At 37.7% G+C, this 26,031-nt stretch carries 25 protein-coding genes and 4 tRNA genes; 1 reads left to right on the top strand and 28 read right to left on the bottom strand.

Annotated features, from left to right (window positions below; all coding sequences use genetic code 11):
- Nucleotides 1-32 precede the first annotated feature (32 nt).
- From BWI92_RS05765 to BWI92_RS05715, 11 genes are all read right to left on the bottom strand, one after another.
- Nucleotides 33-866, bottom strand: a complete 834-nt coding sequence (locus BWI92_RS05765) for a mechanosensitive ion channel family protein (RefSeq protein WP_229362710.1) — start codon at nt 864-866, stop codon at nt 33-35.
- Between the two features lie 62 nt (nt 867-928).
- Nucleotides 929-1,480: a transcription termination/antitermination protein NusG gene (nusG, locus tag BWI92_RS05760; protein WP_095161148.1), complete on the bottom strand. Its 552-nt coding sequence runs from the start codon at nt 1,478-1,480 to the stop codon at nt 929-931.
- Nucleotides 1,481-1,547: 67 nt separating this feature from the next.
- Nucleotides 1,548-1,739: a preprotein translocase subunit SecE gene (gene secE / locus BWI92_RS05755; RefSeq protein ID WP_095161147.1), complete on the bottom strand. Its 192-nt coding sequence runs from the start codon at nt 1,737-1,739 to the stop codon at nt 1,548-1,550.
- 166 nt (nt 1,740-1,905) lie between these two features.
- Nucleotides 1,906-1,976: transfer RNA gene (locus BWI92_RS05750), tRNA-Trp, on the bottom strand.
- Nucleotides 1,977-2,222: 246 nt separating this feature from the next.
- Nucleotides 2,223-3,410 (bottom strand): elongation factor Tu, encoded by a 1,188-nt coding sequence (gene tuf / locus BWI92_RS05745; RefSeq protein ID WP_095161146.1) that lies wholly within the window; start codon nt 3,408-3,410, stop codon nt 2,223-2,225.
- Nucleotides 3,411-3,529: 119 nt separating this feature from the next.
- Nucleotides 3,530-3,604: transfer RNA gene (locus BWI92_RS05740), tRNA-Thr, on the bottom strand.
- Between the two features lie 127 nt (nt 3,605-3,731).
- A tRNA-Gly gene (locus BWI92_RS05735) sits at nt 3,732-3,804 on the bottom strand.
- A gap of 54 nt (nt 3,805-3,858) precedes the next feature.
- Nucleotides 3,859-3,941: transfer RNA gene (locus BWI92_RS05730), tRNA-Tyr, on the bottom strand.
- Between the two features lie 239 nt (nt 3,942-4,180).
- Nucleotides 4,181-5,362 (bottom strand): outer membrane beta-barrel protein, encoded by a 1,182-nt coding sequence (locus tag BWI92_RS05725; protein ID WP_095161145.1) that lies wholly within the window; start codon nt 5,360-5,362, stop codon nt 4,181-4,183.
- A gap of 90 nt (nt 5,363-5,452) precedes the next feature.
- Nucleotides 5,453-6,286 carry a hypothetical protein gene (locus tag BWI92_RS05720; protein WP_095161144.1) on the bottom strand — a complete coding sequence of 278 codons (834 nt, stop codon included), beginning with the start codon at nt 6,284-6,286 and terminating at the stop codon, nt 5,453-5,455.
- 8 nt (nt 6,287-6,294) lie between these two features.
- Nucleotides 6,295-6,870: an RNA polymerase sigma factor gene (locus BWI92_RS05715; protein WP_095161143.1), complete on the bottom strand. Its 576-nt coding sequence runs from the start codon at nt 6,868-6,870 to the stop codon at nt 6,295-6,297.
- Nucleotides 6,871-7,013: 143 nt separating this feature from the next.
- On the opposite strand from BWI92_RS05715, the gene murI reads away from it, so the two are divergent.
- Complete coding sequence (gene murI / locus BWI92_RS05710; RefSeq protein ID WP_095161187.1) at nt 7,014-7,820, top strand: glutamate racemase; 807 nt, start codon at nt 7,014-7,016, stop codon at nt 7,818-7,820.
- 60 nt (nt 7,821-7,880) lie between these two features.
- On the opposite strand, the gene BWI92_RS05705 is transcribed toward murI, so the two are convergent.
- The 17 genes from BWI92_RS05705 to BWI92_RS05630 all read right to left on the bottom strand — a co-directional run bounded on the left by BWI92_RS05705 (nt 7,881) and on the right by BWI92_RS05630 (nt 25,127).
- Nucleotides 7,881-8,150, bottom strand: coding sequence for a hypothetical protein (locus tag BWI92_RS05705; RefSeq protein WP_095161142.1), 270 nt, complete (start codon nt 8,148-8,150; stop codon nt 7,881-7,883).
- Nucleotides 8,151-8,160: 10 nt separating this feature from the next.
- Entirely contained in the window at nt 8,161-8,700 is a 540-nt protein-coding gene (locus BWI92_RS05700) for a DUF420 domain-containing protein (RefSeq protein ID WP_095161141.1), read from the bottom strand.
- Nucleotides 8,701-8,750: 50 nt separating this feature from the next.
- Nucleotides 8,751-9,476: an SCO family protein gene (locus BWI92_RS05695; RefSeq protein WP_095161186.1), complete on the bottom strand. Its 726-nt coding sequence runs from the start codon at nt 9,474-9,476 to the stop codon at nt 8,751-8,753.
- A 69-nt stretch (nt 9,477-9,545) separates the two neighbouring features.
- Nucleotides 9,546-9,863: a cytochrome C oxidase subunit IV family protein gene (locus BWI92_RS05690; RefSeq protein WP_095161185.1), complete on the bottom strand. Its 318-nt coding sequence runs from the start codon at nt 9,861-9,863 to the stop codon at nt 9,546-9,548.
- Between the two features lie 71 nt (nt 9,864-9,934).
- On the bottom strand, nt 9,935-10,690 hold the full coding sequence (locus tag BWI92_RS05685) for a cytochrome c oxidase subunit 3 (protein WP_095161140.1): 756 nt from the start codon (nt 10,688-10,690) through the stop codon (nt 9,935-9,937).
- A 56-nt stretch (nt 10,691-10,746) separates the two neighbouring features.
- Complete coding sequence (locus BWI92_RS05680; RefSeq protein ID WP_229241869.1) at nt 10,747-11,343, bottom strand: cytochrome c oxidase subunit 3; 597 nt, start codon at nt 11,341-11,343, stop codon at nt 10,747-10,749.
- A 44-nt stretch (nt 11,344-11,387) separates the two neighbouring features.
- Nucleotides 11,388-12,275 carry a heme o synthase gene (gene cyoE, locus BWI92_RS05675; RefSeq protein ID WP_095161139.1) on the bottom strand — a complete coding sequence of 296 codons (888 nt, stop codon included), beginning with the start codon at nt 12,273-12,275 and terminating at the stop codon, nt 11,388-11,390.
- A gap of 18 nt (nt 12,276-12,293) precedes the next feature.
- Nucleotides 12,294-13,256 (bottom strand): heme A synthase, encoded by a 963-nt coding sequence (locus tag BWI92_RS05670; protein ID WP_095161138.1) that lies wholly within the window; start codon nt 13,254-13,256, stop codon nt 12,294-12,296.
- Between the two features lie 140 nt (nt 13,257-13,396).
- Nucleotides 13,397-15,286 (bottom strand): cbb3-type cytochrome c oxidase subunit I, encoded by a 1,890-nt coding sequence (locus BWI92_RS05665; RefSeq protein WP_095161137.1) that lies wholly within the window; start codon nt 15,284-15,286, stop codon nt 13,397-13,399.
- A 55-nt stretch (nt 15,287-15,341) separates the two neighbouring features.
- Entirely contained in the window at nt 15,342-16,457 is a 1,116-nt protein-coding gene (locus tag BWI92_RS05660; RefSeq protein ID WP_095161136.1) for a cytochrome c oxidase subunit II, read from the bottom strand.
- Nucleotides 16,458-16,577: 120 nt separating this feature from the next.
- Nucleotides 16,578-17,384, bottom strand: a complete 807-nt coding sequence (locus BWI92_RS28615; RefSeq protein WP_310588864.1) for a quinol:cytochrome C oxidoreductase — start codon at nt 17,382-17,384, stop codon at nt 16,578-16,580.
- Nucleotides 17,381-17,911, bottom strand: a complete 531-nt coding sequence (locus tag BWI92_RS28610; RefSeq protein ID WP_310588863.1) for a hypothetical protein — start codon at nt 17,909-17,911, stop codon at nt 17,381-17,383. Before BWI92_RS28610 ends, BWI92_RS28615 begins: the two co-directional genes overlap by 4 nt.
- A gap of 90 nt (nt 17,912-18,001) precedes the next feature.
- Entirely contained in the window at nt 18,002-18,619 is a 618-nt protein-coding gene (locus tag BWI92_RS05650) for a cytochrome c (RefSeq protein WP_095161135.1), read from the bottom strand.
- Nucleotides 18,620-18,677: 58 nt separating this feature from the next.
- Nucleotides 18,678-19,202, bottom strand: a complete 525-nt coding sequence (locus BWI92_RS05645) for a DUF3341 domain-containing protein (RefSeq protein ID WP_095161134.1) — start codon at nt 19,200-19,202, stop codon at nt 18,678-18,680.
- Between the two features lie 84 nt (nt 19,203-19,286).
- The gene (gene nrfD / locus BWI92_RS05640) at nt 19,287-20,693 is read right to left on the bottom strand and encodes an NrfD/PsrC family molybdoenzyme membrane anchor subunit (protein ID WP_095161133.1); all 1,407 of its coding nucleotides are present in this window, start codon (nt 20,691-20,693) and stop codon (nt 19,287-19,289) included.
- A gap of 74 nt (nt 20,694-20,767) precedes the next feature.
- Nucleotides 20,768-23,821, bottom strand: a complete 3,054-nt coding sequence (locus BWI92_RS05635; RefSeq protein ID WP_095161132.1) for a TAT-variant-translocated molybdopterin oxidoreductase — start codon at nt 23,819-23,821, stop codon at nt 20,768-20,770.
- Between the two features lie 103 nt (nt 23,822-23,924).
- Nucleotides 23,925-25,127: a c-type cytochrome gene (locus tag BWI92_RS05630; RefSeq protein ID WP_229362709.1), complete on the bottom strand. Its 1,203-nt coding sequence runs from the start codon at nt 25,125-25,127 to the stop codon at nt 23,925-23,927.
- Between the last annotated feature and the right edge of the window lie 904 nt (nt 25,128-26,031).

Here is a 26,031-nt window from a genome sequence, read left to right as displayed (position 1 = left end):
GCTCTATCAAGGATGACCCTTGTTTATTTTGATCAGCCAATACTTTTTACAGTAATCACTGGATCAGGAAATTGAATTCCCTCTTTATCAAAGTGCTTTTTGATATGTTCATTCATAAAATATTGTGTCTTATCTAAATCTGTAGCATTTACCCATAGCTTAACATCCCAATATATAGCGCTATCAGTTAGCCTTCCTACCAAAACATCATTATTCTTGTCTTTGTGGACAAAAGTACATTTCTCTATTACCTCCCTAATGGCTTTACGTGTTGCATCAATATCATTTGTCATAGCGACTTGAAATTGCATATCTAAACGAATAATGCCTTTTCTTGAAATATTTACCACTGGTGAGGTTGACAAGCTTCCGTTTGGAAGAATAATGGTTCGATGACTCGTTGTACTAATTACCGTATTGAAGATTTGAATTGATTCGACATATCCAGTATAGCCGTGCACTGTAATCAATTCTCCTACTCTAAAAGGTTTAAAAACTAATATAAGTACTCCACCTGCAAAGTTTGATAAACTCCCTTGTAGTGCCAAGCCAATGGCTAATCCTGCAGCTCCAAGTGCAGCGATGAACGAAGAGGTCTCTATTCCTAAGATTCCAGCGCAGCTCAATACCAACATAATATTGAGAGCAGCACGAACCACGGATGCTAAAAAAGGCTGTACATCGGGATCAATACTTTCCAATTTCATTTTGGAATGCATGAGACCAATTACTTTTTTGATAAGCAAACGCCCAATCAAAAACATCAATAATGACATCAATACCTTTGTGCCATATTGTAGTAGTAAAGGCCAAACTTTATCCTCAAAATTGGTCAAATAATTATGGGCTAAATACATAAAGTTCATAGCTATAAACAAATAAAGCGCCCTTGCGATAAGGACGCTTTAAAAACGAATGTCAAATATGATTATTTCTCTACTTGAGAGTAATTTAATTCAACTGGAGTATTACGGCCAAAGATTTTAACCATAACGTTCAATTTCTTCTTATCGTCAAAAATTTCTTCGACAGTACCTTCAAATGAAGAGAATGGACCATCAATAACTCTGATTGTTTCTCCTTTTGTAAACGACAATGTTGCTACTTCTTCAATTGGAGCAACCTCATCGATTTTTCCTAAGATACGCTTAATTTCACTTTGACGTAAAGGGATTGGTGTTTTAGACGTTTTACCATCATTCCAGCTCAAGAAACCAATTACACCTGGCATTGAAGTAATAATGTGTGAAACCTCACCATATTTAATATCAGCTTCTACGAAAACATAGCCAGGAAAAAGAGTTTTTTCACGAACAATTTTCTTACCGTTACGAATTTCGTAAGTCTTTTCAGTAGGTAACATTACTTGAGGAACGTACTCTGTAAGACCCTGTCTTTGCACCTCGTTCTCAAGATATGTTTTTATCTTTTTCTCCTGTCCTGAAACTGCTCTCAAGACATACCAATTAGTTTCTGCCATCTTTAATAATGATTTCTTTGAGATTGAGAACAAAATCTGTTTGTAAAGGAACAGTTCGTCAGCTCAATTAGAATGACTGATAGAACAACTCTAGACCAGACTTGAACAAAAAGTCGATAAGACCAACCACAAGAGCAAAAATCAAAGAAGCAACCAGTACTAGCGTAGAGCTTGCTTGCAATTCACTAAACTTTGGCCATGTTACGTTTTCTGTAACTTCAGTCCAAGAATCTTTAAATAATTGTGTTAACTTATTCATGTTCTTTGTAATGTTATGAAGCTACGAGCTTTCTTTGGTTTGCTTTTCGCTTGTAAAAAGTGATGCTATCCTTTATAAACTTTAAAGTTCCGAATTCTAGCTTAAAATTCCGACTAATTTAAATAATTAATCTGAAACTCGAAACTAAAAATCGGAACTTACTTTGCACGGGCACCAGGACTCGAACCCAGACCGAAGGTTTTGGAGACCTCTGTACTACCTTTATACTATGCCCGTATTGTTTGGATTGCAAAGGTAACAGTTCAATTTTGTATTTCCAAGTACCCGACCTAGGTTTTCTGTAATATTTTTAACTTTCATTAAAACTATTCTCCTAAAACATTGTTACTCAAAAACTTAAAATTATTTTTTTTATAAAAAACTGTTATTCACAAATACCGAACTAGATAAAAAAGCTCAATAATCTATAAAATAAAAGGCGCTATCTTACGATAGCGCCTTTTTATATGGTTAATCCTAGAATTAGTCTAAGATTTCAGTTACCTGACCAGCACCTACAGTACGTCCACCTTCACGGATAGCGAAACGAAGACCTTTGTCCATAGCTACTTTGTTCAACAATGTAACATCGATAGTCAAGTTATCACCTGGCATACACATTTCGATACCTTCTGGCAACATGATTTCACCTGTTACATCAGTTGTACGGAAGTAGAACTGAGGACGGTATTTGTTAAAGAATGGAGTGTGACGACCACCTTCTTCTTTAGACAAGATATAAACCTCTGCTTTGAATTTAGAGTGAGGCTTAACTGAACCTGGCTTACAAATAACCATACCACGACGGATAGATTCTTTGTCAATACCACGCAACAACAAACCTACGTTGTCACCAGCTTCACCACGGTCAAGGATTTTACGGAACATTTCAACCCCTGTTACAGTAGATTTCAAGTTCTCAGCACCCATACCTAAGATTTCAACTGGATCACCAGAGTTGATAACACCAGTTTCGATACGACCTGTTGCTACAGTACCACGACCTGTGATCGAGAATACGTCTTCAACTGGCATCAAGAATGGCTTATCGATATCACGTTTTGGAAGTGGAATCCAGTTATCAACAGCATCCATCAAAGCTTCGATAGTAGCAACCCATTTTGGCTCACCGTTCAAACCACCTAAAGCAGAACCTTGAATTACTGGAATGTTATCGCCGTCAAATTCATAGAATGACAACAATTCACGGATTTCCATTTCAACTAGTTCTAACAATTCTGGGTCATCAACCATGTCCACTTTGTTCATGAACACTACCAATTGAGGTACACCTACTTGACGAGACAAAAGGATGTGCTCGCGAGTTTGTGGCATTGGACCGTCAGTTGCAGCTACTACGATGATAGCACCGTCCATTTGAGCAGCACCAGTTACCATGTTTTTCACGTAATCGGCGTGACCTGGACAGTCAACGTGTGCATAGTGACGGTTTTCTGTTTGGTACTCTACGTGAGCTGTGTTGATTGTGATACCACGCTCTTTTTCTTCAGGAGCTGAGTCAATTGATGAGAAATCTTTCTTTTCAGCAAGTCCTTTTTCTGACAACACCTTAGTGATGGCAGCAGTCAAAGTAGTTTTACCGTGGTCAACGTGACCGATAGTACCAATGTTTACGTGAGGTTTACTACGGTCAAAATTCTCTTTTGCCATGATTATTTAGTTCTTAATTAGTTTTATAAAAAGAATGAAAAAATTGATACCTTTCAACTTCCAACAACCAAAGATAAAAGATACTTGATAGCTCCTATTTAACTATTTGTTGTTTTGAATGGAGCCTTTGAGCAGGATTGAACTGCCGACCTCTTCCTTACCAAGGAAGTGCTCTACCACTGAGCTACAAAGGCAGACGTTGAATGCTTTCTCGTGAATCCAAACTGAAGTAGACCACAAACAAAAATGGTTAATCGTTAATCGCTAATTCGCTAAACTATTAACTATTAACTATTAACAATCAACCATCTTAATTTCTTGAGCGGGAGACGGGGCTCGAACCCGCCACCTATAGCTTGGAAGGCTATCGCTCTACCAAATGAGCTACTCCCGCTTTTCTATAACTGGTTAAAAAGTTTCGAAAAAGTTTCCCTAAACTCTAAACTTGTGGGGACAGATGGATTCGAACCACCGAAGACATAAGTCAGCAGATTTACAGTCTGCCCCATTTGGCCACTCTGGTATATCCCCTCATTTTTCTCTTTTGTTTCCGCTTCTTGTAACGTTCCCGTGAAAGAGTGTGCAAAACTAGGTAGATTTTTGATTAAGTCAAAACATTATTGAAAAAAATTTTTACTTTTTTTCAATAAAACTCAAAAAACATAGCTAAACATCCCGTAACTAACCTTGTAATATTTTAAAAATCAAGGCTTAATATACTTCTTATCTAGTACATTAAGCCCCGAAAAAAAATTATTTTTTTTGATTTTTTAGAAACGAATACCAAAACTTAAGCCACTAATTTTAGGGCCATAGCCTGTTTGGTACAATTGTGACAAATCATAATTCACAAATAAATCTGGAAAATCTTTCAAACCAAGCTCCAAAGCAAGTCCATAGCGAAGATTATTCAAGTAAAAACTGCTGTGATTCCAAAGTTTTCTACCACTATCAGATTCTTTTGTCTTGGTATAGCTATCTAATCTGTAACCAACATATCCCCCAAATCCGATATATGTGACTGTGCTACTCTTTTTAAATGCCACATATGGCATTACAGGAAGATTAATATAAGCTACCGTTAATTTATTTCTTGATAAGTCTACAGGTTGTCCTTTGTCATCAACATAGTCTCTAAATTCTATATTGTTATTTCCTTTTATTTCATATCTGTTATTTTCATACATGAAATTGTACCAAGAAAACTCCAATCCGTAGCTTATTTTCAAAGCTGCACTGCTTCCTTTACTAATGGCTGCACTACGAGTCCATCCAAAACCGAAATAACGAGAGCCAAATGGACTTAATTCAAAGTCTTTCGTATTGTATATACCGCTTATAGAACCCGTATTAGTAAAGCTATTTAAACCAAAATAGATATTAAATCCTGAACGAGAGGCAAATTCCCCATTTCTGCGTGCCACTTTTGCTGTATCTCTCCACATCACTCTGGTTTCTTCACTACCATCTTTTACCACTACTCCATTAATACTCACATGGACTTCATCTCTTCCATCTTGAATGTGTACTCCTCCAGCACCCACACTTACGCCACCTTTAGAACCATTATTTCCTGACGACCCATTATTTCTATTGGTATTAGAAGAAGCATTTGCTTTAATAGCTACGTTGATTGTTTTGTTATTTTGTGATATTACCAAAACAGTGTCTTTTGTAATATCGCTATTAACCACCCTTCTTATTCCAATCCATGTAGCGTCGTCCAAGGTCATTCCACTTTTTTGAAAAAGTGCCTGTATATCCTCTTTCAAACTTACGTTGGGTTTACCTCCTTCTAAAACGGTCTGGTTTCTCTTATCTATTTTGATGACTGTTGAGTCAGTCTCAGTATTTCTTGCAATTGTTGGCTGAATTGCTAATACCATAAAAAATGCGACGATGTACAATTTTACCCAGTTTACTGTTACATCTAATTGGCTTATAGATTTCATGACTTTAATGATTTATACTCGATTTAGAAAGTTCTAATTTGTTTTATATCTCCTAGATGCAAGTCGATTGCCTTAGGTTGCGTGATAATTTTATTTTTCGTTATTTTTTATCTCTTTCACTGATTCTACGATAGACTCCTTCGTATTTTCTAGCTTTGCATCAGCACGTGCAAGCACTTTTTGAGGTTTGACACCAAGCTCGTTCCAATCTACACCTTCTCCATTTTTTGCTCTTTTGAGTTGTTGCCAAAGTTTACCAAATTTACTCGTTTTCTTGGTATTGAGTTCGTCAGTCCATACCGATGGTCGGGGTCTTTCAGTCCCACCTGTATCCATTGCATCTACCATTGCTAAAACGATTGTCTCTGAAGTTTTTGGCGAACTAGCAGGTTCAGGACTTGGCTCCATTAGTAATACGATGGTATTATTGGTTTTTGATACAGGCTGTATCGGATCAACTGTAGCTAGGGTATTTTCCGATAAATCTTTGTTAGGCTCTACCAATGGGTTTTGATGCACACGAAGTGTACCTGATTTTGGGTTAGTAGTCTTCCAAGAATTTTTATTATCTGATTTCTTCTGAGCTACAACTTCCTTCATTGGTACAATACGATCAGGCAACTGTGATTGCATTTGAGAACCTTGACTTCCAGCTTGTAAATCTCCTGACGGTTGTTGCGTAGTACTAGTTTTTTGTGCCACAGATATTTCTGTTTCACTATTTGTATGGAATGCCCAATAACCTGCTGCGCCTAATAATATAACTACCGACGCCGCGCGGGCCACTTTCCACCACAGTGGTACTATTTTGGTTTCGTTTTGCTGTAATCTAGCCTGCAACTTATCCCATGCTTCTGGTCTAGGTTTACGCTCATAATTTTGCAAACGTTCGTCAAATAGTTTATCTATATTATGCTTTTCCATTTTGTCTGCTAATTAACTGTTGATTTTTGTTGAGCTATTGCATTTTGCAATATAACTCTAGCTCTTGATAATTGTGATTTAGAAGTACTTTCTGTTATTCCTAAAGATGCAGCTATTTCTGCGTGAGAATAACCTTCGATAGCGTACAAATTAAAAACAGTGCGATAACCAATAGGCAGTGTTTCTATTAATTTCATCAGATCATCTACCTCTAATTGTGTACTAAATTGTTCGGGTTCTGGTTCGTAAAGGATATTATCATAACTCATTTCAAGTTTGGCATTTTTGGTACGTCTTAAATACATTAATGCTTCGTTTACCATGACTCTTCTAATCCATCCTTCAAAACTTCCTTCTAATTTGAAGGTATCAATCTTTTCAAAAACCTTCACAAATCCTTCAATCATTATCTCTTCTGCTTCAAAATCATCGTGTACATATCTAAAACATACTCCCAGCATTTTGGAGGAGTATTTTTCATACACTCTTCGCTGAGCTTTGGGGTCGCCTTTCTGACAGGCTTTGACCAGAGCTTCCTCGCTTTGAAAGAGTGATAAACCGCCGAGTTGTAAAATTTTCACGATAATTGTCTTGGTTTAGTTTTGTAATAGGTAGATGAAAAAGGTGCTAGAAAGGTTGCATGAATTGTAATGAATTTTCAACTTTACGAAATTTTTTTGAAAAACAGATTATATTTTCGGCAATTCCTTTTTACCCCACATTATTTATGCATACATCCGCTCCAATTGGAATTTTTGATAGTGGTATTGGTGGACTCACGGTAGCACATGCTGTTACGAGATTACTCCCAAACGAAAATATCATCTACTTTGGTGATACTGCCCATTTGCCCTATGGTGACAAATCGGCGACTGCCATTCAGGCATATTCTATCAAAATTTGTAATGTTTTATTACAACAAAAATGTAAGGTAATTTTAATTGCTTGTAATTCGGCTTCTGCTGCTGCCTATGAACTAGTAAAAGAATATGTAGGAAGCAAAGCGAAAGTCATGAATGTAATAGATCCTGTGGTGGCGTTTCTTGGAGAAAATTATGCCAATAAGACCATTGGATTAATTGGGACCAAACAGACTGTAAACTCTAATATTTACCGAAAAAAGATAGACTTTCTTGAAAAAGGTATAACGCTAAAATCTTTGGCGACGCCACTCTTAGCACCGATGATAGAGGAAGGTTTTTTTAATCATAATATTTCTGAAAGTATTATTAATGAATACCTTCAAAACGCTACATTAGACGATATCGAAGCATTGATTTTGGGTTGTACGCATTATCCCCTTATCAAAAAACAAATTAACCAGTATTACGATGGTAAAGTAACAGTTTTGGACACCTCTGAGATTGTAGCAAAATCACTTTATGATTATTTAGAAAACAATCATTTACTCAATGAGATGAATGCACATATTCGTCACTTTTATGTTTCTGATTATACACAATCATTTGAAACATCAACGAAAATATTTTTTGGTGAACAAATTCGACTTCAACACTATCCGCTTTGGGAATAGTATTAGGCATAAATTCATTATAATAAAAAAACCTGTCTCTTTCGAGACAGGTTTTTTTTATTATTTGAACGCTTGCTTCAATTTTCTACGCATTATATCTTTAGGGCTTAAGCCTTGATTGGAAGTTCTCCACCAAAGAAAACCAATAACCATTGCCAACACATACGGTACTGACAAAAGATATAAAATCCCTGTATTTAGGTTTGATGCAATTTGGCTTCTTCCATTCGATACCGTACTTTCTACTACCGAACGGCACATAGCACATTGAGCAAAACTCATGGTAGTCGAAACTACGCTTAGCAATAAAACTAATAATACCTTTTTCATACAATTTGAATTATTGATAATATGGAGAAATCATCAAGTAAACTATTACTCCTGTTACTGACACATAAAGCCACAATGGAAATGCCCATTTAACAACTTTTTTATGCTCTGCAATTTGATTACTCAACGCAAAATATACAGCTTTGAGTACAAACCAAACTACCCCTACTGACAATAGAATATGAGTAAGTAGAAAGAAATAGTAAATGGGACGTAACAAACCTTGACCTCCATATGGAGTTGAATCATTTGAAATATGATACAAGATATAAAGTACCAAGAACAAAGCACCTTGAACGAAAGAAAGCATCATCATTTTACGATGCCCTTCAAGATTTTGTTTTTTAATGTACGAATATCCCAAAAGGAGTGTAATGGATGTTGTAGTATTCAAAATGCCTATGACATGAGGCAATATTTTTGTCCAACTTCCTAAATCAATTTTTTGGCGAATACCTATTAAGAGTGCAACCGCAACTGGAATAGCGATAGCAAGGACGTTGACGATTTTGTCATTCTTCTTATCCTTCTGAATCGAAAAAGATGCCATGTTTTAGTGGATTATCTATTACGTTTTGTTTATTGATATAACTTCAATTTTTACTTTTCTGTTTCGTAAATTTTTTGAAGTACTTTAATTTCCAGCATCAATCGATCTACGTCTTTTTTATCTGTTCCGTCATAAAACCCTCGGATATATCCCTCTTTATCGACAAGAATCAACTTTTCGGAATGAATAAAAGTCTCATCTGGTGTTTTTACCGCTTTATCATATTCTGACGCATCTGCCACTGGAATATAATATCCTTTTACGGCCAATGGGTATAACTGTTGTCGAGTACCGGTCAAAAAGTGCCATTTTCCTGGAATAGCATCATATTGTTTGGCATATTCTCGTAGCATTTCAGGGGTATCGTGAGAAGGATCTACAGTGAACGAAGCAAACTCTACATCTTTATCTTGCCCAAAAGTATCTTGTACTCTAGTCAACTGAGTAGACATTTTAGGACAAATAGAAGTACATCTTGTAAAGAAGAAGTCGGCTACGTAAATTTTTCCTGCCAGTTGTTTATTCGTAAATGATTTTCCTTCCTCATTCGTCAATGTCCAATCAGGGATAGTATGAAAAACGGTATCCATTTCGGGTTCATCCCATTTCGGATTCGGGTTTTTCTTCATCTTGATATAACCTGTAGTAGAATCAATCACAGGAATCAACTTTGGGAGTTTGTAGTGGTTTTCACCAAAACCTCTCAAGAATAAAAAAATTAAAGCTGGAACCGCTAATGCTACGATTAGAATTCCAGCTTTGATACCTTTTTGCATATTTATCATGCTTTATACTTGAATAAAATACAGGCTGGCATTTTGCCAGCCTACCTTTATTGCTTCTGATCAATACAAGTGACCGCCTTCGAAAAGTAATGCAGTCAACAACCATACAACAAAAATAACTGGAAGCAAGATCATCCAAATTAATGATTTCACTTCATGTTTTAAGTGCATGAATTCGCCAATAATATAAAATGCTTTTACAATAGTCATTCCAGCAAAGATTGCTACACGAAGACCATTTGCAGGCATTGTAAATGCGATGATAAATTCAATCGCAGTCAAAATCAAAAGAATCCAGAATGTTTTCCAGATAGCGCCAGTCTGAGCTGGTGGAATTACTTTTTCCTCAGTTGCGTGAGAGTGTGAATGTGATGCCATAATTTCAGAGATATTTTCAAAAATGTATGATGTCATGGATAAAATTTACCCATGACATTTTCTCATAAAGACTAAACCAGATAGAAGAATGTAAATACGAATACCCATACAAGGTCTACAAAGTGCCAGTAAAGACCTACTTTCTCTACCATTTCATAGTGACCACGACGATCATATAAACCTGTAGCAGTGTTGAAGAACACCATGATAATCAAAATTACACCTGAAAACACGTGAGTTCCGTGGAAACCAGTAATAAAGAAGAACAAGTCTGCAAATGCTGGAGGACCATAAGGGTTCTGTGTAAGATTTGCCCCAACGATTGGATTACCTAATGCATCTTTAGCAGCTTTTGCTAAATCGTGAGGACCAGCAATGAAGTGAGACCATTCCCAAGCTTGAGAACCTAAGAAAGTAAAACCACCGATAATTGTCCACAACAACCATTTCTCAACAGCAGCACGGTCGCCTCTGTGACCAGCTTCTACTGCCAATACCATAGTTACAGAACTAAAAATCAAGATGAATGTCATAATACCAACAAACACCAATGGAGCTTCGCCGTGGAAGAATGGCATTGCCTCGAATACCTTCTCAGGAATAGGCCAGTGAGTCGTAGCGAAGTAAAACTTTTCGTGAGCGCCTGTCCAAGCAGGTTGACTAAAACGAATCATTCCGTAAGAGACCAACAACGCTGAGAATGTAAAAGTATCTGAAAGCAAGAAGAACCACATCATTAGTTTTCCATAGCTCGCTTTCAAAGGTTCTGAACCACCCGCCCATGTCAGTTTCTCAGGAACAGCAGGTGCTGCGTGAATTGAAGACATCTTTTTTACTTTTTTGGTTAAATATTAATTACTAGATTATCAATCACCGTTAAATATTAACGATTAAAATACAAGAAAAAGAACAAATACAACCAGAGTCCATCGAGGAAGTGCCAATACGTAGCACACAATTGTATTCTTGTTAAGTTATTAGCATTAATGCTTAATCTGAATGAAGATACCAATGAAAACAAAAGTACAACCAAACCAGATATTATATGCAATCCGTGAATTCCTACAAAAACGTAAATCCAAGAGGCTGCAACATCACTTCCAGAGAAGTGCAATTGATTCTTTACAAGGTCTGAGAAACCATACCATTGCATAAACAAGAAGGCCATCCCAAATGCAAAAGTAATAGAAATTGCTATTTTGAGTGTATTGAAGTTGTCTTTTTTTGCGGCTCTTACTGCCAAATGCATAAACACACTACTCACAACCAATACCGCTGTAGAATACAGGAAAATATTTGGTAAGTCAAATTCATGCCAATTTCCTTCTGCTTTTCTTACTAAATATCCCGAAGTCCAACCTGCAAACATCATCGTAATCGATGCAATTGCAAGCCACAACATAAACTTTTTCGGGTTCATCGACATAGTTTTTACAGGTTCTTCACCCATATCTATATCCTTCAAATGTTCTTGTGTCATCTTATTTTGTTTTTGCTTGTTGTTTCTATCTGTTGTTTTACACACTATACCTTATCCATCAAGAAGGCAATCTGAACAATTGGTAGGTAGATAAAAGAGCCAAACATCATCATCAGAGCTGATTTATCTGTTGGTTTCATCATTAAGTAAAAGGTTTGAGATAAAAACAATACACCACAAAGTACGGCAACCATTGCTGAGTTTACGCCTGTCATTCCAAGCATATACGGAACGAAGCCGCATGGTACCAAAAAGATCGTGTAAATCATAATGGTAATAGCTGTACGCAAATCTTTGTGTCCATTGTTGGGTAGCATTTTAAAACCAGCATTCTGGTAATCTTCATCAGCAACCCACGCAATTGCCCAAAAGTGAGGAAACTGCCAAAAGAATTGAATAGCGAACAATATACCTGGCTCCAACCCAAAGTGGTTTGTAGCCGCAACCCAACCAATCATTGGAGGAAAAGCTCCAGGAATTGCTCCAACAAATACAGAAATGGGTCCTACTCTTTTAAGTGGAGTGTATACAAATCCATATAAAATAAAAGAAAGAACTCCTATAACTCCCGATTTGAAGTTGAATTCGAAAAACAATATATAGCTCGATAAAACTAATAAAATCAAACAGTATATTGAAGCTTCTGTGACTGATAAGCGTCCAGTTGGAAGTGGACGACCTGCAGTTCGTTTCATGAGTTTATCCAACTCAATTTCTTTGATTTGATTGACAATATTAGCAGCTCCTGTGATCAAAAAACCAGCTAGGCTAATCAAAATCAAACGTCCCCAATCAATTCTTTCAACAGCAAGAGAATACCCAAATGCTCCAGAAAATGCAACTAGGAATGATAATCTAAATTTCAATAACTCATAATATGCTTTTACTTTACCAGCAATACCTATTGAGATGTTTTCGTTTGTGGTAACCATTTGTTACTTGACGTTCGTTTACGCCGTTTCCTTTTGAAAGACTTTTTCAGAATTGAGCAACAATACAATTACAAACTGCAATCCAAGTGCTACAATCGCTAATGTAAGGTGTACAGGCTGAATAAAAGCAGGTACACTAAAATACGCCATCACGGCGCCTGATACAATTTCAACAACAACCAATAGTACTAGTGCCCTGAAAAACTTATATAGAATTCCTTCAGATTGAATATTCTTTTTGAGCTGAACAATCAAATAAATGTGTAGGCCTAATAATACTAATGAGAAAGAGCGATGTATGTAAAAAGACAAACCCAATTGTTCTATCCAAGTAGAACGATCATAACCAAAAATAGGGTTTGCTATTATTTTATCAATAGCCTCTCGAACTTGAGTACCAATCAATACTTGTGCGGTAGACAAGATCAAAAGAAGCGTTAATATCTTACTTAATAAGGGCTTGTTTGTTACTTTTTCAGTTTCTGTCACTTCAGACCATCCTCTTGCAATTGAGTAGAGTAATACAAAAACAACCAAAATTGCTAGAAGCATGTGCGCTGTAACTACACCAGGTTTCAAGAACGAGTCAACAACAAACTTTCCTAATGCTGCATTTGCTCCAATTAATACTACTGCAAGAAATGATAAATAAATTAAGCTTTTATCTCTTTTACGATAGCTAAATGAAGCCAAAAAAACACCAAAAACTACAATACCTGTAAACGCACCTACCAATCTATTCACATACTCAATCCATGTTTTTACAGGGTTGAACTCCACTTCTCCGTGAAGTTTCTCTGCATAAATTTCCTGATAATTAGGAGGTAACTGACTTACCTCTGTGGGAGGAACCCACATGCCAAAACACTTTGGCCAGTCCGGACAACCCATTCCCGACCCCGTGCTTCTTACAATCCCTCCTGCCAATACTAATAAGTAAATCGAGACGATTGTAACAAGACCAAGCTTACGGAACCACATAAGTTTAAAATTGGATTTTAGATTGAATCGAAAGAATCAAATCTTGAAAAAATATAATTGGGTATTTCCATAAAATGAATTTGAGAATGTAGAGTGTAGATTTTCCACACTCTACATTCTCAAATCAATATAAGCAGTTATTAATGATTGTAAACATCATTTTGTACCGCCAACAAACCTTCGATTTCTTTTTCTTTAGCAATTTCTTCATTTTCCTCTGGAAAGTTCGACTCAGGAGTTGCTGAGAATGGAACGTTTTGAGGAATAAAGTCAGAAGCTGAACCTGGTTTGCTGTAATCATAAGGCCAACGATATACTGCTGGAATTTCTCCCTCCCAGTTTCCGTGACCTACGTTGATTGGCGTAGTCCATTCCAACGTATTCGAATTCCAAGGGTTTTGCGTAGCTTTTTTACCTTTGAAAATTGAATAGAAGAAGTTGAATGCAAAGATTGCTTGAGCAGCAAATGTCAAAATCGCAGCGATTGAGATAAATGCATTCAAATCAGCAAATGTATCTTGTGCATTGTTTGCCAAAGCAGTAAATGAATAGTAACGACGAGGGAAACCTGCGATACCAATGTAGTGCATTGGGAAGAATACACAGTAAACACCTGCAAATGTCAACCAGAAGTGAACGTATCCTAAAGTATTGTTCATCATACGACCAAACAATTTAGGGAACCAGTGGTACACACCCGCCAACAATCCGAAGAATGATGCAGCACCCATTACTAAGTGGAAGTGAGCTACTACGAAGTAAGTATCGTGCAAGTTGATATCCAATGCAGAGTTACCTAAGATGATACCAGTAACACCACCTGAAATAAACAGCGATACAAGACCAATAGAGAACAACATACCTGGTGTAAAGATGATATTACCTTTCCATAGGGTCGTAATGTAGTTAAACGCTTTAACTGCTGAAGGAACAGCGATAATCAACGTCAAGAACATAAACACTGAACCTAAGAATGGATTCATACCTGTTACGAACATGTGGTGAGCCCATACGATAAACGCAAGAACTGTAATACCCATCATAGATCCAATCATTGCACGGTAACCAAAGATAGGCTTACGAGCGTTGGTTGCAATAACCTCAGAAGTAATCCCTAAAGCAGGTAACAATACGATATACACCTCAGGGTGACCTAAGAACCAGAACAAGTGTTGGTACAAAATAGCTGAACCGCCTACGTTTGGAAGAGCTTCACCGCCGATATAGATTTCAGACAAGTAGAATGATGTACCGAAGCTACGGTCAAAAATCAACAACAAAGCAGCAGACAACAATACTGGGAATGATAACAAACCTAATACCGCGGTAAAGAAAAACGCCCAAATAGTCAAAGGCATTTTAGTGAATGACATACCTCTTGTACGCAAGTTGATAACTGTAGTGATATAGTTTACACCACCCAACAATTGTGATACAATAAAGAAGGTCATACTTGTCAACCACATAGTCATACCTAGACCAGAACCTGGCATAGCTTGTGGTAAAGCTGACAATGGAGGATAAATCACCCAACCACCTGAAGCAGGCCCTGTCTCAATAAAAAGAGACGCAAACATGATTACAGACGAAAGGAAGAAGAACCAATATGACAACATGTTCAAGAAACCTGAAGCCATATCTCTAGCACCAATCTGTAATGGAATTAAGAAGTTAGAGAATGTACCTGACAAACCAGCAGTCAATACAAAGAATACCATGATGGTACCGTGCATAGTTACTAGAGCTAGATAAAACTCTTTTTCCAATTTACCTTCCACAATCCACTCACCTAAAACTGGCTTCAACCAGTCAAGGTTCATGTTAGGGAAACCAAGTTGTAAACGGAAGATAATTGACAAAGCACCACCGAAGAAAGCCCAGATGATACCTGTAATCAAATATTGCTTTGCAATAGTTTTGTGGTCTTCAGAGAAAATATACTTTCTAATGAAGCCAGGCTCGTGATGCTCATGCTCGTGGTCATGACCATGTGCGTGAGTGTCGTTTGCGTGTAGTGTCGCAGTTGCCATAGATTACAATGATTATTCTAATAGTAATTGTTCAAAACTCTATTTCAAAAATTGATTATCTTCTTCTCAAAGAAGCAGTTGCAGGAGCTGCACCAGCAGCAGCTTGAGTACTATCTGATTCGGCTGCAGGAGCTTCAGCAGGAGCATACTTTTGAGCTTTACCTTTTAACTTTTCAGGAACTTTTGCTAAATAATCAGGATTTTGAGTCAAGAAAGGTTTTTGTTGTGCAACCCAAGCTTTATAATCTTCTGGTTCATCAACAAATACTGTGATAGCCATACCGAAGTGACCACGACCACAGATTTCTGTACAGTTCAACTTGTAGTTGAAGTCAGATTTACCTAACTCTGCACGCATCTCATCTGTAGATTTGTTTGCTACAAACCAGAATTTAGTAGGCATACCTGGAACGGCATCCATCTTAACTCTTTGGTATGGCAAGTATACAGAGTGAAGTACGTCTTGTGCTTTAATTTTCAACAAAACAGGTACACCTTTTGGTAAGTGTAATTCGTTTGCTGTAAAGTCGTCGAAAGAACTTTCGTCAGTGAAGTCGATACCAATTTGATTTGTATCGTCAATCAACTTATAGTTTTGGTTACCCAATTTGTTATCATCGTTACCAGCGTAACGTACATACCAACCAAATTGGTGACCTGTAACTTCTATAACTACTGCATTGTCTGGAGCTTGTTTTGTAATATCTCTCCAAATTCTCCAACCTGTAAATACCAATACAGCCATTACGATCGCTGGAATAATTGTCCAAATGATTTCTAACTTGTGGTTTACTGGATAGAAAGTAGCTACATTGTTTTTCTTGTAACGGTACAAGAAAGCAAAAACAAACAACAATGTGTTAGTTAAAAAGAAAGCAGCTGTAACAACACCCATTGAAATCCAGAACATTTGGTCTGTTTTCAAACCGTGTTCTGAACCAGCAACTGGAAGGAAGTCTGGCTGTGAGTGTAAGAAAGACCAAGCAGCGGCAATAGAACCTAATACAAGGAATACTAGAAAACCAAAGGCATTACCATTATTGGCCCCATCTACGCGAGCATCAGAGTCATCAGCACCCTGAATACCTTTCGAAAGAGCAATACTCTTAGAGACAATCATAATTGCCAAACCCAAGAATACTACTGACAGAAGACCTATTAGATATGTCATGTCTGAATTAATTTATTGTTTTGAATCTAATTCTTAAAATGAAATGTTCAGCAAAAATGTTTTACCGAATTCGAAAATTCTGAGAAAATAATTGGATGCCTGTAGGCATCCAATTAGTCACTAAATATCGTGGTGAAGCGACTCTTCCAATAATGGGTGGTTTTTAGCAACCAAAGACGCTTTTGTTAGTTCTGTTGAAACAACATAAACAAATGCTGAAGCAAACAAAATAACAGTACCAAATTCAACTAATCCGAATCCACCGTGAGGACCAACCGTACCTGGCATGATCATTTGGTAGAAATCCAAATAGTGACCTACAATTACAAAGAAACAACAGATTTTCAAGAAAATCGGAGTACGTTTTGCATCACGAGTCATCATGATCAAGAATGGGAAGAAGAAGTTCATGAACACGTTCAAGATTTCAACTGCTTTGTACACTTTATTGTGACCTTCCCAACGCTCTAAGAAGTAGATTGTTTCTTCTGGCATGTTAGCATAGTAAATCAATAAGAATTGAGCAAACCATACGTAAGTCCAGAAAATAGAGAATGCAAACATGAATTTACCTAAGTCATGCAAGTGGCTATCGCTAACATATTGCATATATCCTTTGTCTTTCAACAACAATACTGTCAATGTAATAGTAGCCAAACCAGTTACGTGCCAGCTAGAGAACATGTACCATCCAAACATGGTTGAGAACCAGTGAGTATCGATAGACATAACCCAGTCCCAAGCAGACAATGAAGAAGAAATACCCATTGCTACAACAAAACCAGTACCGATACGTACCATGTCAAAAAAGTTTTGAGTTCCACCGTTCAAATCTTCTTCGATTGATTTTTTACGCATCATGTTCCAAAGAACAATCCATACAGTAAAAATAGCAACCAAGCGAACCAAGAAGAATGTGAAGTTCAAATATCCTTTTTACCTGCAATAATTTTATCGTAATGCTCACTTGCAGGATCAGTGATTCCATGGTGCATCCAGTGGAAAATCACATCGCCTTTGAAGATGAATAACAAAAGCAATACAGGGAAGGTAAAATACAAGAATCTAGGGAAAGCTTCAGGGATTCTTTTTACTACAGATGACCAACCTGCTTTAGCAAGGTATTGTACTGCAACAAAGAACATACCGATTACGGCAATACCTGAAAAGAAAACACCATTCATCCAAAGGTTAACCCAAAGACGATTTAATGGATTCCAAGGTGATTCATGGTGAGATGCTGCACCGCCAGAAAGGTGCTCTCCGCCATGTTCAGCAGCATGACCTGCCACTGCGTGAGCAGCTTCGTGCTCACCACTTCCTAAGAAGAAAACGCCAATACCCAAAAGCACAGCACCAATGATCATCGCAGTGATCACTCTCTTGCGTGCCTCCGGAGTAAATTCATAAAACTCCTCGACGTTTGCTGGGGAAAAATGTGAATGTCCCGCCATTATACTTATAAGTTTGTAAGTTTAATAGTATGAAAGATTGCATCAACATTGATGCTTTTTTGACTATGCGCAATAATTACAAATTGTAAATTACTGCTTTTGCAATTCGTGTACGTAAAGTACAATTTTCCAACGGTCTGCTGATGAAATTTGAGAAGCGTGTGACCACATACGTCCTTTACCATGAGTAATTGTATGGTAAATATGACCGTCGTTTACACTTTTCAAAGCATCCGATGAATAAACTGGAACCCCTTTGTACATTTTTGCTACTAAGCCATCGCCTTTACCAGCTTCACCATGGCAGTGTTGGCAATATCTTTCATATTGAGTCTTACCTGCTTCAATGTTTTCGGGGGTTGCTGGATATGGGTTTGACAACAACGCTTCAGAAGAAGCCATATCATCTTTACCGATATTACGAGCAATCATATCCATTTTCATTAATTTGCTGTTTACTGTGTCTCCATCAGCAGCAGCAAATTTTTCGCGTGGTACTGTCCCTTTAACAGGAGTACGCATGTTCATACCGTAAGGGTTGATTGTATTCAACTCACCCTCAGTTTGAGTCATTGGTTCGTATGCAACCGAGTGATACATGTTTGGCGCAAACTCTGTCCCTGTATCATTATGGCTATCTTTACAAGAAGTTGCAGATAAAGCAACAACTCCCGATAAAAACAGACCTATGTATTTATTAGTTAACATATTTTTGATTTTAATTAGTCGTTGGACATTGCTTTAGGGTATTCCTAAGGTTCAATGCTTAGAATTGCTTTACATTCACTTCGATAGCACCAGAAGCCTTTAAAATTTCTTCGATCTCAGCTTCAGATTTCTTGTTAGTTCCCATGTTAATGGTCATGATGAACTTATCGTCAGTACTTCTTAAATCAAATGTTTTTGGCTTTTTACCTGGCCACAAGCTATTTGATACAAAGAAGGTAAATACCATACCAAATGCAGTGAACAATACCGTACCTTCGAAAGTAACTGGAATCCAGTCTGGTAATGCGAAGAAGTCTTTACCACCGATAATCATTGGCCAGTCAAAAACCATTGTATAGTTAATCAAGAACTGAGCACAAGTCAAACCTGTTAAACCAAACAAGAATGCAGCGATAGGAATTCTTGTACGCGGGTGACCGATAGCAGTATCAAGTCCGTGGATTGGGAAAGGAGTATATACTTCCTCAATTTTCACGCCTTTTCCTTTTACTTCAGTTACTGCGTGTAATACCTCGTCCTCATCGTCGTAAACTCCAACCAAGTATTTTTCTGTTGTATTCATTTTAATATTCGTTATGTCTTGATATTGATTTCAAAAGCTAGAATTGGTGCAGAGAAAATCTGCACCATCTCTTTTGAATAATTATTAATGAGTAACTGATTCTTTTCCTCCTTCAGACTTCTTCTTGAATGGGTAGTTTGAAGAAACACCTTTCATTACAGATTTCACTTCTGCCATGTTGATTACTGGCAAAAACTTAGCGAACAAGAAGAATAATGTAAAGAATAAACCGAATGAGAAAATATAGTCACCAATATCGTACATCGTAGGAGAGAACATTGCCCATGAAGATGGAATATAGTCACGGTGCAATGAAGAAACGATGATTACAAAACGTTCGAACCACATACCTACGTTCACAACTACCGAAAGGATAAATGAGATAAGGATGTTTGTACGAATACTTTTGAACCAGAATAATTGTGGAGAGATTACGTTACATGTCATCATCATCCAGTAAGCCCACCAGTAAGGACCAAATGCACGGTTGATGAAACAATAGCTTTCGTATTCTACACCTGAGTACCAAGCAATGAAAAACTCAGTTAAGTAAGCAATACCTACAACAGAACCTGTTACAGTGATGATGATATTCATCATTTCAATGTGTTCCATTGTGATGTAATCTTCCAACTTAAATACTACACGTGTTACCAACAACAAAGTTTGCACCATAGCAAAACCTGAGAAGATCGCACCAGCTACGAAGTATGGAGGGAAAATTGTCGTGTGCCATCCCGGAATAACCGAAGTAGCAAAGTCCATTGATACAATCGTGTGTACAGAAAGTACAAGTGGAGTAGAAATACCAGCCAAAATCAAAGACACATATTCGTAACGAGCCCAAGTTTTAGCAGAACCAGTCCAACCCACAGAGAACAAACCATACCAGAATTTAGAAGCCTTAGTTTGAGCACGGTCACGAATTGTAGCCAAGTCAGGAATAAGACCTAAGTACCAGAACACTAACGAAACAGAAAGGTACGTTGAGATAGCAAATACGTCCCAAACCAATGGTGAGTTGAAGTTAACCCAAAGAGAACCAAAAGTATTTGGAAGTGGTAATGCCCAGTGAGCCAACCAAGGGCGACCCATGTGAGCCAAGATAAATGAAGCAGCACATAATACGGCGAAAATCGTCATCGCTTCTGCTGCACGGTTAATTGAAGTTCTCCATTTTTGACGGAACAATAACAATACAGCTGAGATAAGCGTACCAGCGTGACCGATACCTACCCACCATACGAAGTTTGTAATATCCCAAGCCCAACCTACGGTCTTGTTCAAACCCCAAACTCCAATTCCTTGCCACCATGTGTAACCTAAACAATAGGCACCATAGGCGAAAATCACACAAGACACAGAAAAGGCAATTTTCCACTCTTTCGTTGGTTCACCTTCAACTTGCTTGCAGATGTCTTGTGTTACATCGTGATAAGATCTACCACCTCCTACGAGGGTTTCTCTTATTGGTGATACTACGTGCGACATATTTTAAGATTTAATAGTTTTAAATTCGTTATTTTCTAATAGGAGAGGGCTTTCACCCTCTCTAAATTTCTTACTTATGCGTGTTCTTTCGCTTCGCCCTCAGCTTTTTTTCCTTCTCTTTCTTTGTTACGTACTTTTACTAAGTAAGAGATATTTGGCTTAACGTTAATTTCTTCAATCACACCGAACGAACGACCAGTTTTCTCAGCAGCAAGTACTTGTGAGATTTCTGATTCTGGATCATTCATGTCACCGAACGTAATAGCGTTTGTTGGACAAGATTGAGCACAAGCCACTTGGATTTCTCCATCTTTTGGTCTTCTCTTCTCTTTCTTAGCTTCCAATTTACCAGCTTGAATACGCTGAACACACATTGAACATTTTTCCATTACACCACGTGAACGAACTGTTACGTCCGGGTTCAACACCATACGACCTAAGTCATTGTTCAAATGGAAATCGAAATCGTCAGTTTGGAAATAACGGAACCAGTTAAAACGACGTACTTTATATGGACAGTTGTTTGCACAATAACGTGTACCGATACAACGGTTGTAAGTCATTTGGTTCAAGCCCTCTGTAGAGTGTGTAGTAGCCAATACTGGACATACAGTTTCACAAGGAGCATTGTTACAGTGTTGACACAACATTGGTTGGAATACAACTTCTGGGTTTTCAGAAGCTACTTCCAATCCTTTTAAGTCTTCAACATCTGCATCAGAGGAATAATAACGGTCGATACGCATCCAGTGCATTTCACGACGGTTAATAACTTCTTGACGACCTACAACTGGAACGTTGTTTTCAGCAGAACAAGACACCACACATGCACTACATCCAGTACAAGTGTTAAGGTCAATCACCATACCCCAAGCGTGGTTGTTGTATTTGTGACCATTCCACAATGAAATATCAGTTGCAGTTTTCTTACCTTCAGCTGTTAAGATTTCTGGCTTGAAACGTCCTGCTTCTACATTCTTTTTGTATTCAGACAATACTGTTTCTTGCACAACAGCCTCACGAGCCATTACAGTATTGTGTGTTTGTGTTTGAGCAATTTTAACCTCTTCACCTGTTGCTTTGATAGCCACATCTCCAGTGTTGAAGAATGCCAACGTACCATTTACAGTAGAGATGAAAGGATAAGCATTAGCACCTACTCCATCAGCTGATTTACCAGCCTTTGTACGACCGTAACCGATAGCTACAGCGATAGTACCATTTGCCTGACCTGGTTGAACCAATACTGGCAATTTGATAGACTTACCACCAATAGTCAATTCAGCTTCTTTGTCTTGCTCTAATTTCAATTCAGCAGCTGTTTTTTGAGAAACTGCCAAATAGTTTGTCCAACAAGCTTTAGAAACTGGCTCAGGCAATTCTTGCAACCAAGGGTTATTTGCTTGAGAACCTGTACCCATACTTACTTTCTCATACACTGCTAATTCTAATTTATCAGAAGCAGCTTTGTAGTTCTTAGAGATAGCAGCGGTAGCATCAGCCAAGTTTACAGCAGGAGCAGCAGCACTAGCTGTTGAACCAAACTCATAAACGCCATCATGCAATACTTGTGACCATTGTACTTTACCAGCTTTTAAGATATTGCTAGTCCAGTTAGATTCCAAGTAAGCAGCATAATCAGCATTCAAACCAGCCCATGTTAATAAGCTAGATTGAATTTGACGAGTTTTGAAAATCGTTGAAATTGTAGGCTGAGTCAATGAGAAGAAACCTTTTTTAGGCTCAGCATCATTCCAAGACTCCAAGAAGTGAGAGTCAGGAGTGTTATATTTTACTAATGAAGCTGTTTCGTCAGCTCTATCGTTTGTTGCAATTGTTAAAGCAATCTTAGGAAGTGCTTCAGCCAATTCAGCACCACGAGGGTGGTTATAAACTGGGTTTGCGTTGTAGAAAATAACCGCAGCGATTGCACCAGACTTAGCTTCGTTGATGAACTGATTCATTTCAGCATCAGAACCTTGACGGTAGTTTGCTGGAGTTCCTAAATCAATTGTTGTACCATAAGCACCAACCAATCCATTGATTGCAGCTACCACAGCTTGAACTGAGGCGTCATTTGAACCAGATACTACGATTGAAGCACCTTTTGATGCAACTAAATCAGCAGCAGCTTTCTCCAAATATTCAACTTTTACAGCTGAAGTTGACAAAGTAGGAGCACCTACTTTCGCAGCAACTGCATTGTAAAGAGCTGTTGCAACTAAACCTTCTTGAGATGGCTTGTATGTTGCACGGTAATCAGCGTTAGCACCAGTGTTAGACATAATTGTCTCAAACTGATAGTGACGAGACATTTCTTTGTTACCATCTTTTGCCGAAGATACACGACGAGTTTTAGCCCATTGTGCAGCAAATTCAGATGGAGAAATCCAAGTTCCTAAGAAGTCAGCACCCAAAGAAACGATTGTCTTTGCTTTACTGAAATCAAAACTTGGCAATACCCCGTTAGCTGCTACTAAACCTGACAATGAGTTTGCATCGTAAGTAACAACCTTAGTTGTTGGGTATTTAGCGATAAAATCACCAATAACTTTCTTTGTAGTAGGAGACAAAATAGAGTTTGTTACAATTCTGATTTGTCCACCTTTAGCTAATCCAGAGATGATTTCTTTATCTATAGAAGCCCAATCAGCAGCTTTACCTGCAATTTGAGGTCCTTTTAATTTTTCGTTATCATAAAGACTCAATACTGATGCTTGAGCACGTGCCGAAAGAGCACCTTTTGATACAGAAGAAGCTTTGTTACCTTCAATTTTGATAGGACGACCTTCACGAGTCTTTACCAAAATAGAAGCGTATTCTCCGCCATCAACAAAAGTTGAAGCATACCAGTTAGCGATAGTAGGCTCAACATCTTCTGGCTTATTTAAGTACGGAATCGTATTCTTAACTGGAGCTTCGCAAGCTGCCAACGCTACCGCTGACATACCGAAACCTAACACTTTTAAGAAATCACGACGATGAGATCCTGTACCATCAAAGATAGCACCTTCTTTTTCGTCTGCTGACGGGGCATCACCGAACTCACGGTCTGCATATTTAACGAACTCAGCATCGTTAGTTAACTCCTCAATTCCTCTCCAATACCTTTTTGTAGTATTTTCCATATATATTATAATAGTATAAACAGAAACTATTGAATATTAAAATGAAGTAACAAGTCAGAAGCAAGAAAAACGTTTTTGTTTTTTGCTTCTGACATTTGACTTCTTAGTAGTGACATTTTGAACACTCCAAACCTCCGATATTAGCAACTTTCAAAGGCTCTTTGTTTTCTTTATTGTGAATTTCAACAAGCTTATCATAGTATGCGTTGCCTTTTGTATTTACGTCAGTTTTTCTGTGACAGTCAATACACCAACCCATAGTCAATGTTGAGCGTTGTTCAACTACTTCCATTTTCTGAATTTCACCGTGACAGTTTTGACATTCCAAACCAGCTACGTTTGTATGCTGTGCGTGGTTGAAGTATGCCAAATCAGGCAAGTTGTGAACACGAATCCATTGGATTGGCTCATCTTTCTCGATAGCACGGTAGATTTTTTGAATTTCTGGAGACTCACGCTTAATTGTGTTGTGACAGTTCATACAGATGTTTGGAGAAGGAACGTTAGCACCTTTACCTTTGTAAACACCTGTGTGGCAGTATCCACAATTGATTTGGTAATCACCAGCATGAAGTTTGTGAGAGAAATGGATCGGTTGTTCAGGAGCATAGCCTTGGTGAATACCTACACCATAAGCTGCATCAATTGTAGCTTTACCTATCAATAAGGTAATCAAAAGCGCTGCACCTGTCTTGAAAGCATTATTTGCCGCTAATTTTTTACCATTTTCAGCAATTCTTTGTAACAATGGAATACTTTCAGCTTCCTCAGCCGACACTGATGCCAATTTAGAAAGCGTAGTAACAATTGACAACAAAGCAACCAATACCAACACCATCACGCCAAGAAGTGCGATTAGGATATACTGTAACATTCCGCCGTTAGATTCAGCCGCTGGAGCCGCTGCACCTGCCGCTGGAGCTACACCTGCTGCTGGAGCCGCTGGAGCTGCGTTTTGTGCATCAATATAAGCAAGTATACTCTTAATTTGAGCTTCCGAATAGTTCGGATATGCTGTCATCTGAGCCTTACCAAATTTGTTGTAAAGATCGTTGGCATATTTATCACCACTGGCGATAACTGCCTGAGGGTTGTGAACCCACTTTACAATCCAATCCAACGGTCTTCTCTGACCTACACCTTGAAGGCCTGGCCCCACTAAAGGTTCTGCACTTGTATTGTGACAAGCCGCACAGTTGTTTTTGAAAATTTGCTCTCCTTCTGCTACATCCTGAGCATTTACTCTTACAACCGAGGCAAACATTCCCAGTAGCATTGTCAAAGCAACAATTTTCAAGCGTTTCATGGTTATCATAAGAATCTATAAACTAATTTTAATAATTAAGTACTACGCCAAACTATTTACCTAATAATCTGAGACTTCCACTTATTTTTAAACTTTTCAATCTAAAAACTAAGGCAAAAAACTAGAAGAAACACACTATTTCGGGTCACAAAAGTACAATCGGAATAATTACGAACCAATTTATTTATTATTGATTTTCAGCAAAATTAGTATAGTTATGAACTATTTAGAATAATTCTAAGTTATTTACAATTTTGTTGAATATACGGCTTCAAAATATCCTACATAATTTCCACAAAATCAGCTAGTTCATTTTAATTCATTCAGCCTTACTTATTCGGCATTTATAAGACCATTTATCTTATAAATTAAACCTTCGAATTTAGCTCATTTTTTTGAATTCACCATCCTTGTCACTGTTCAATTTGTGTACTTCAGCATGATTTTTATCATTTTTTTTCTCGAATTTTATTCAAATGAAATAGCATAGTAATATGATAGATTTGATAATCTTTATGAAATACCAATTCTTGGAAAAATACTAAAACTACTTACTAATTGACAGAGAATAATTTAACGCTTGTTATGAAAAATAATGCCAATGAGGAAAGATAAAATTAAGCCTTTTTTTACTCTTTGTACACGCTCGCTCTAAATTGGGAGAATTTCATGCAAGCGTTAAAAAGCTAAGCTTCTAGCTAAATTCGTCGATGTTAGCTAACCATTTGAAGAAAAGGCTAATGAGAGGAAGTGCTTAGAAAGAAAGATGATTAAGTAATCGAGCAGAATAATATTTAAGTTATGTGTTTAGGGACAAGGCACAAGGCACAGAGTGTTAAAATGTTTTTATTAACCACAGCTATGCTTTTTTCCAAAGCCCACCGCCGAAAGCTGATACCTGAAT

The organism is Flectobacillus sp. BAB-3569 (assembly GCF_002270355.1).
GTDB lineage: Bacteria > Bacteroidota > Bacteroidia > Cytophagales > Spirosomataceae > Flectobacillus > Flectobacillus roseus.
This window is presented reverse-complemented; position numbering and strand designations above follow the sequence as displayed.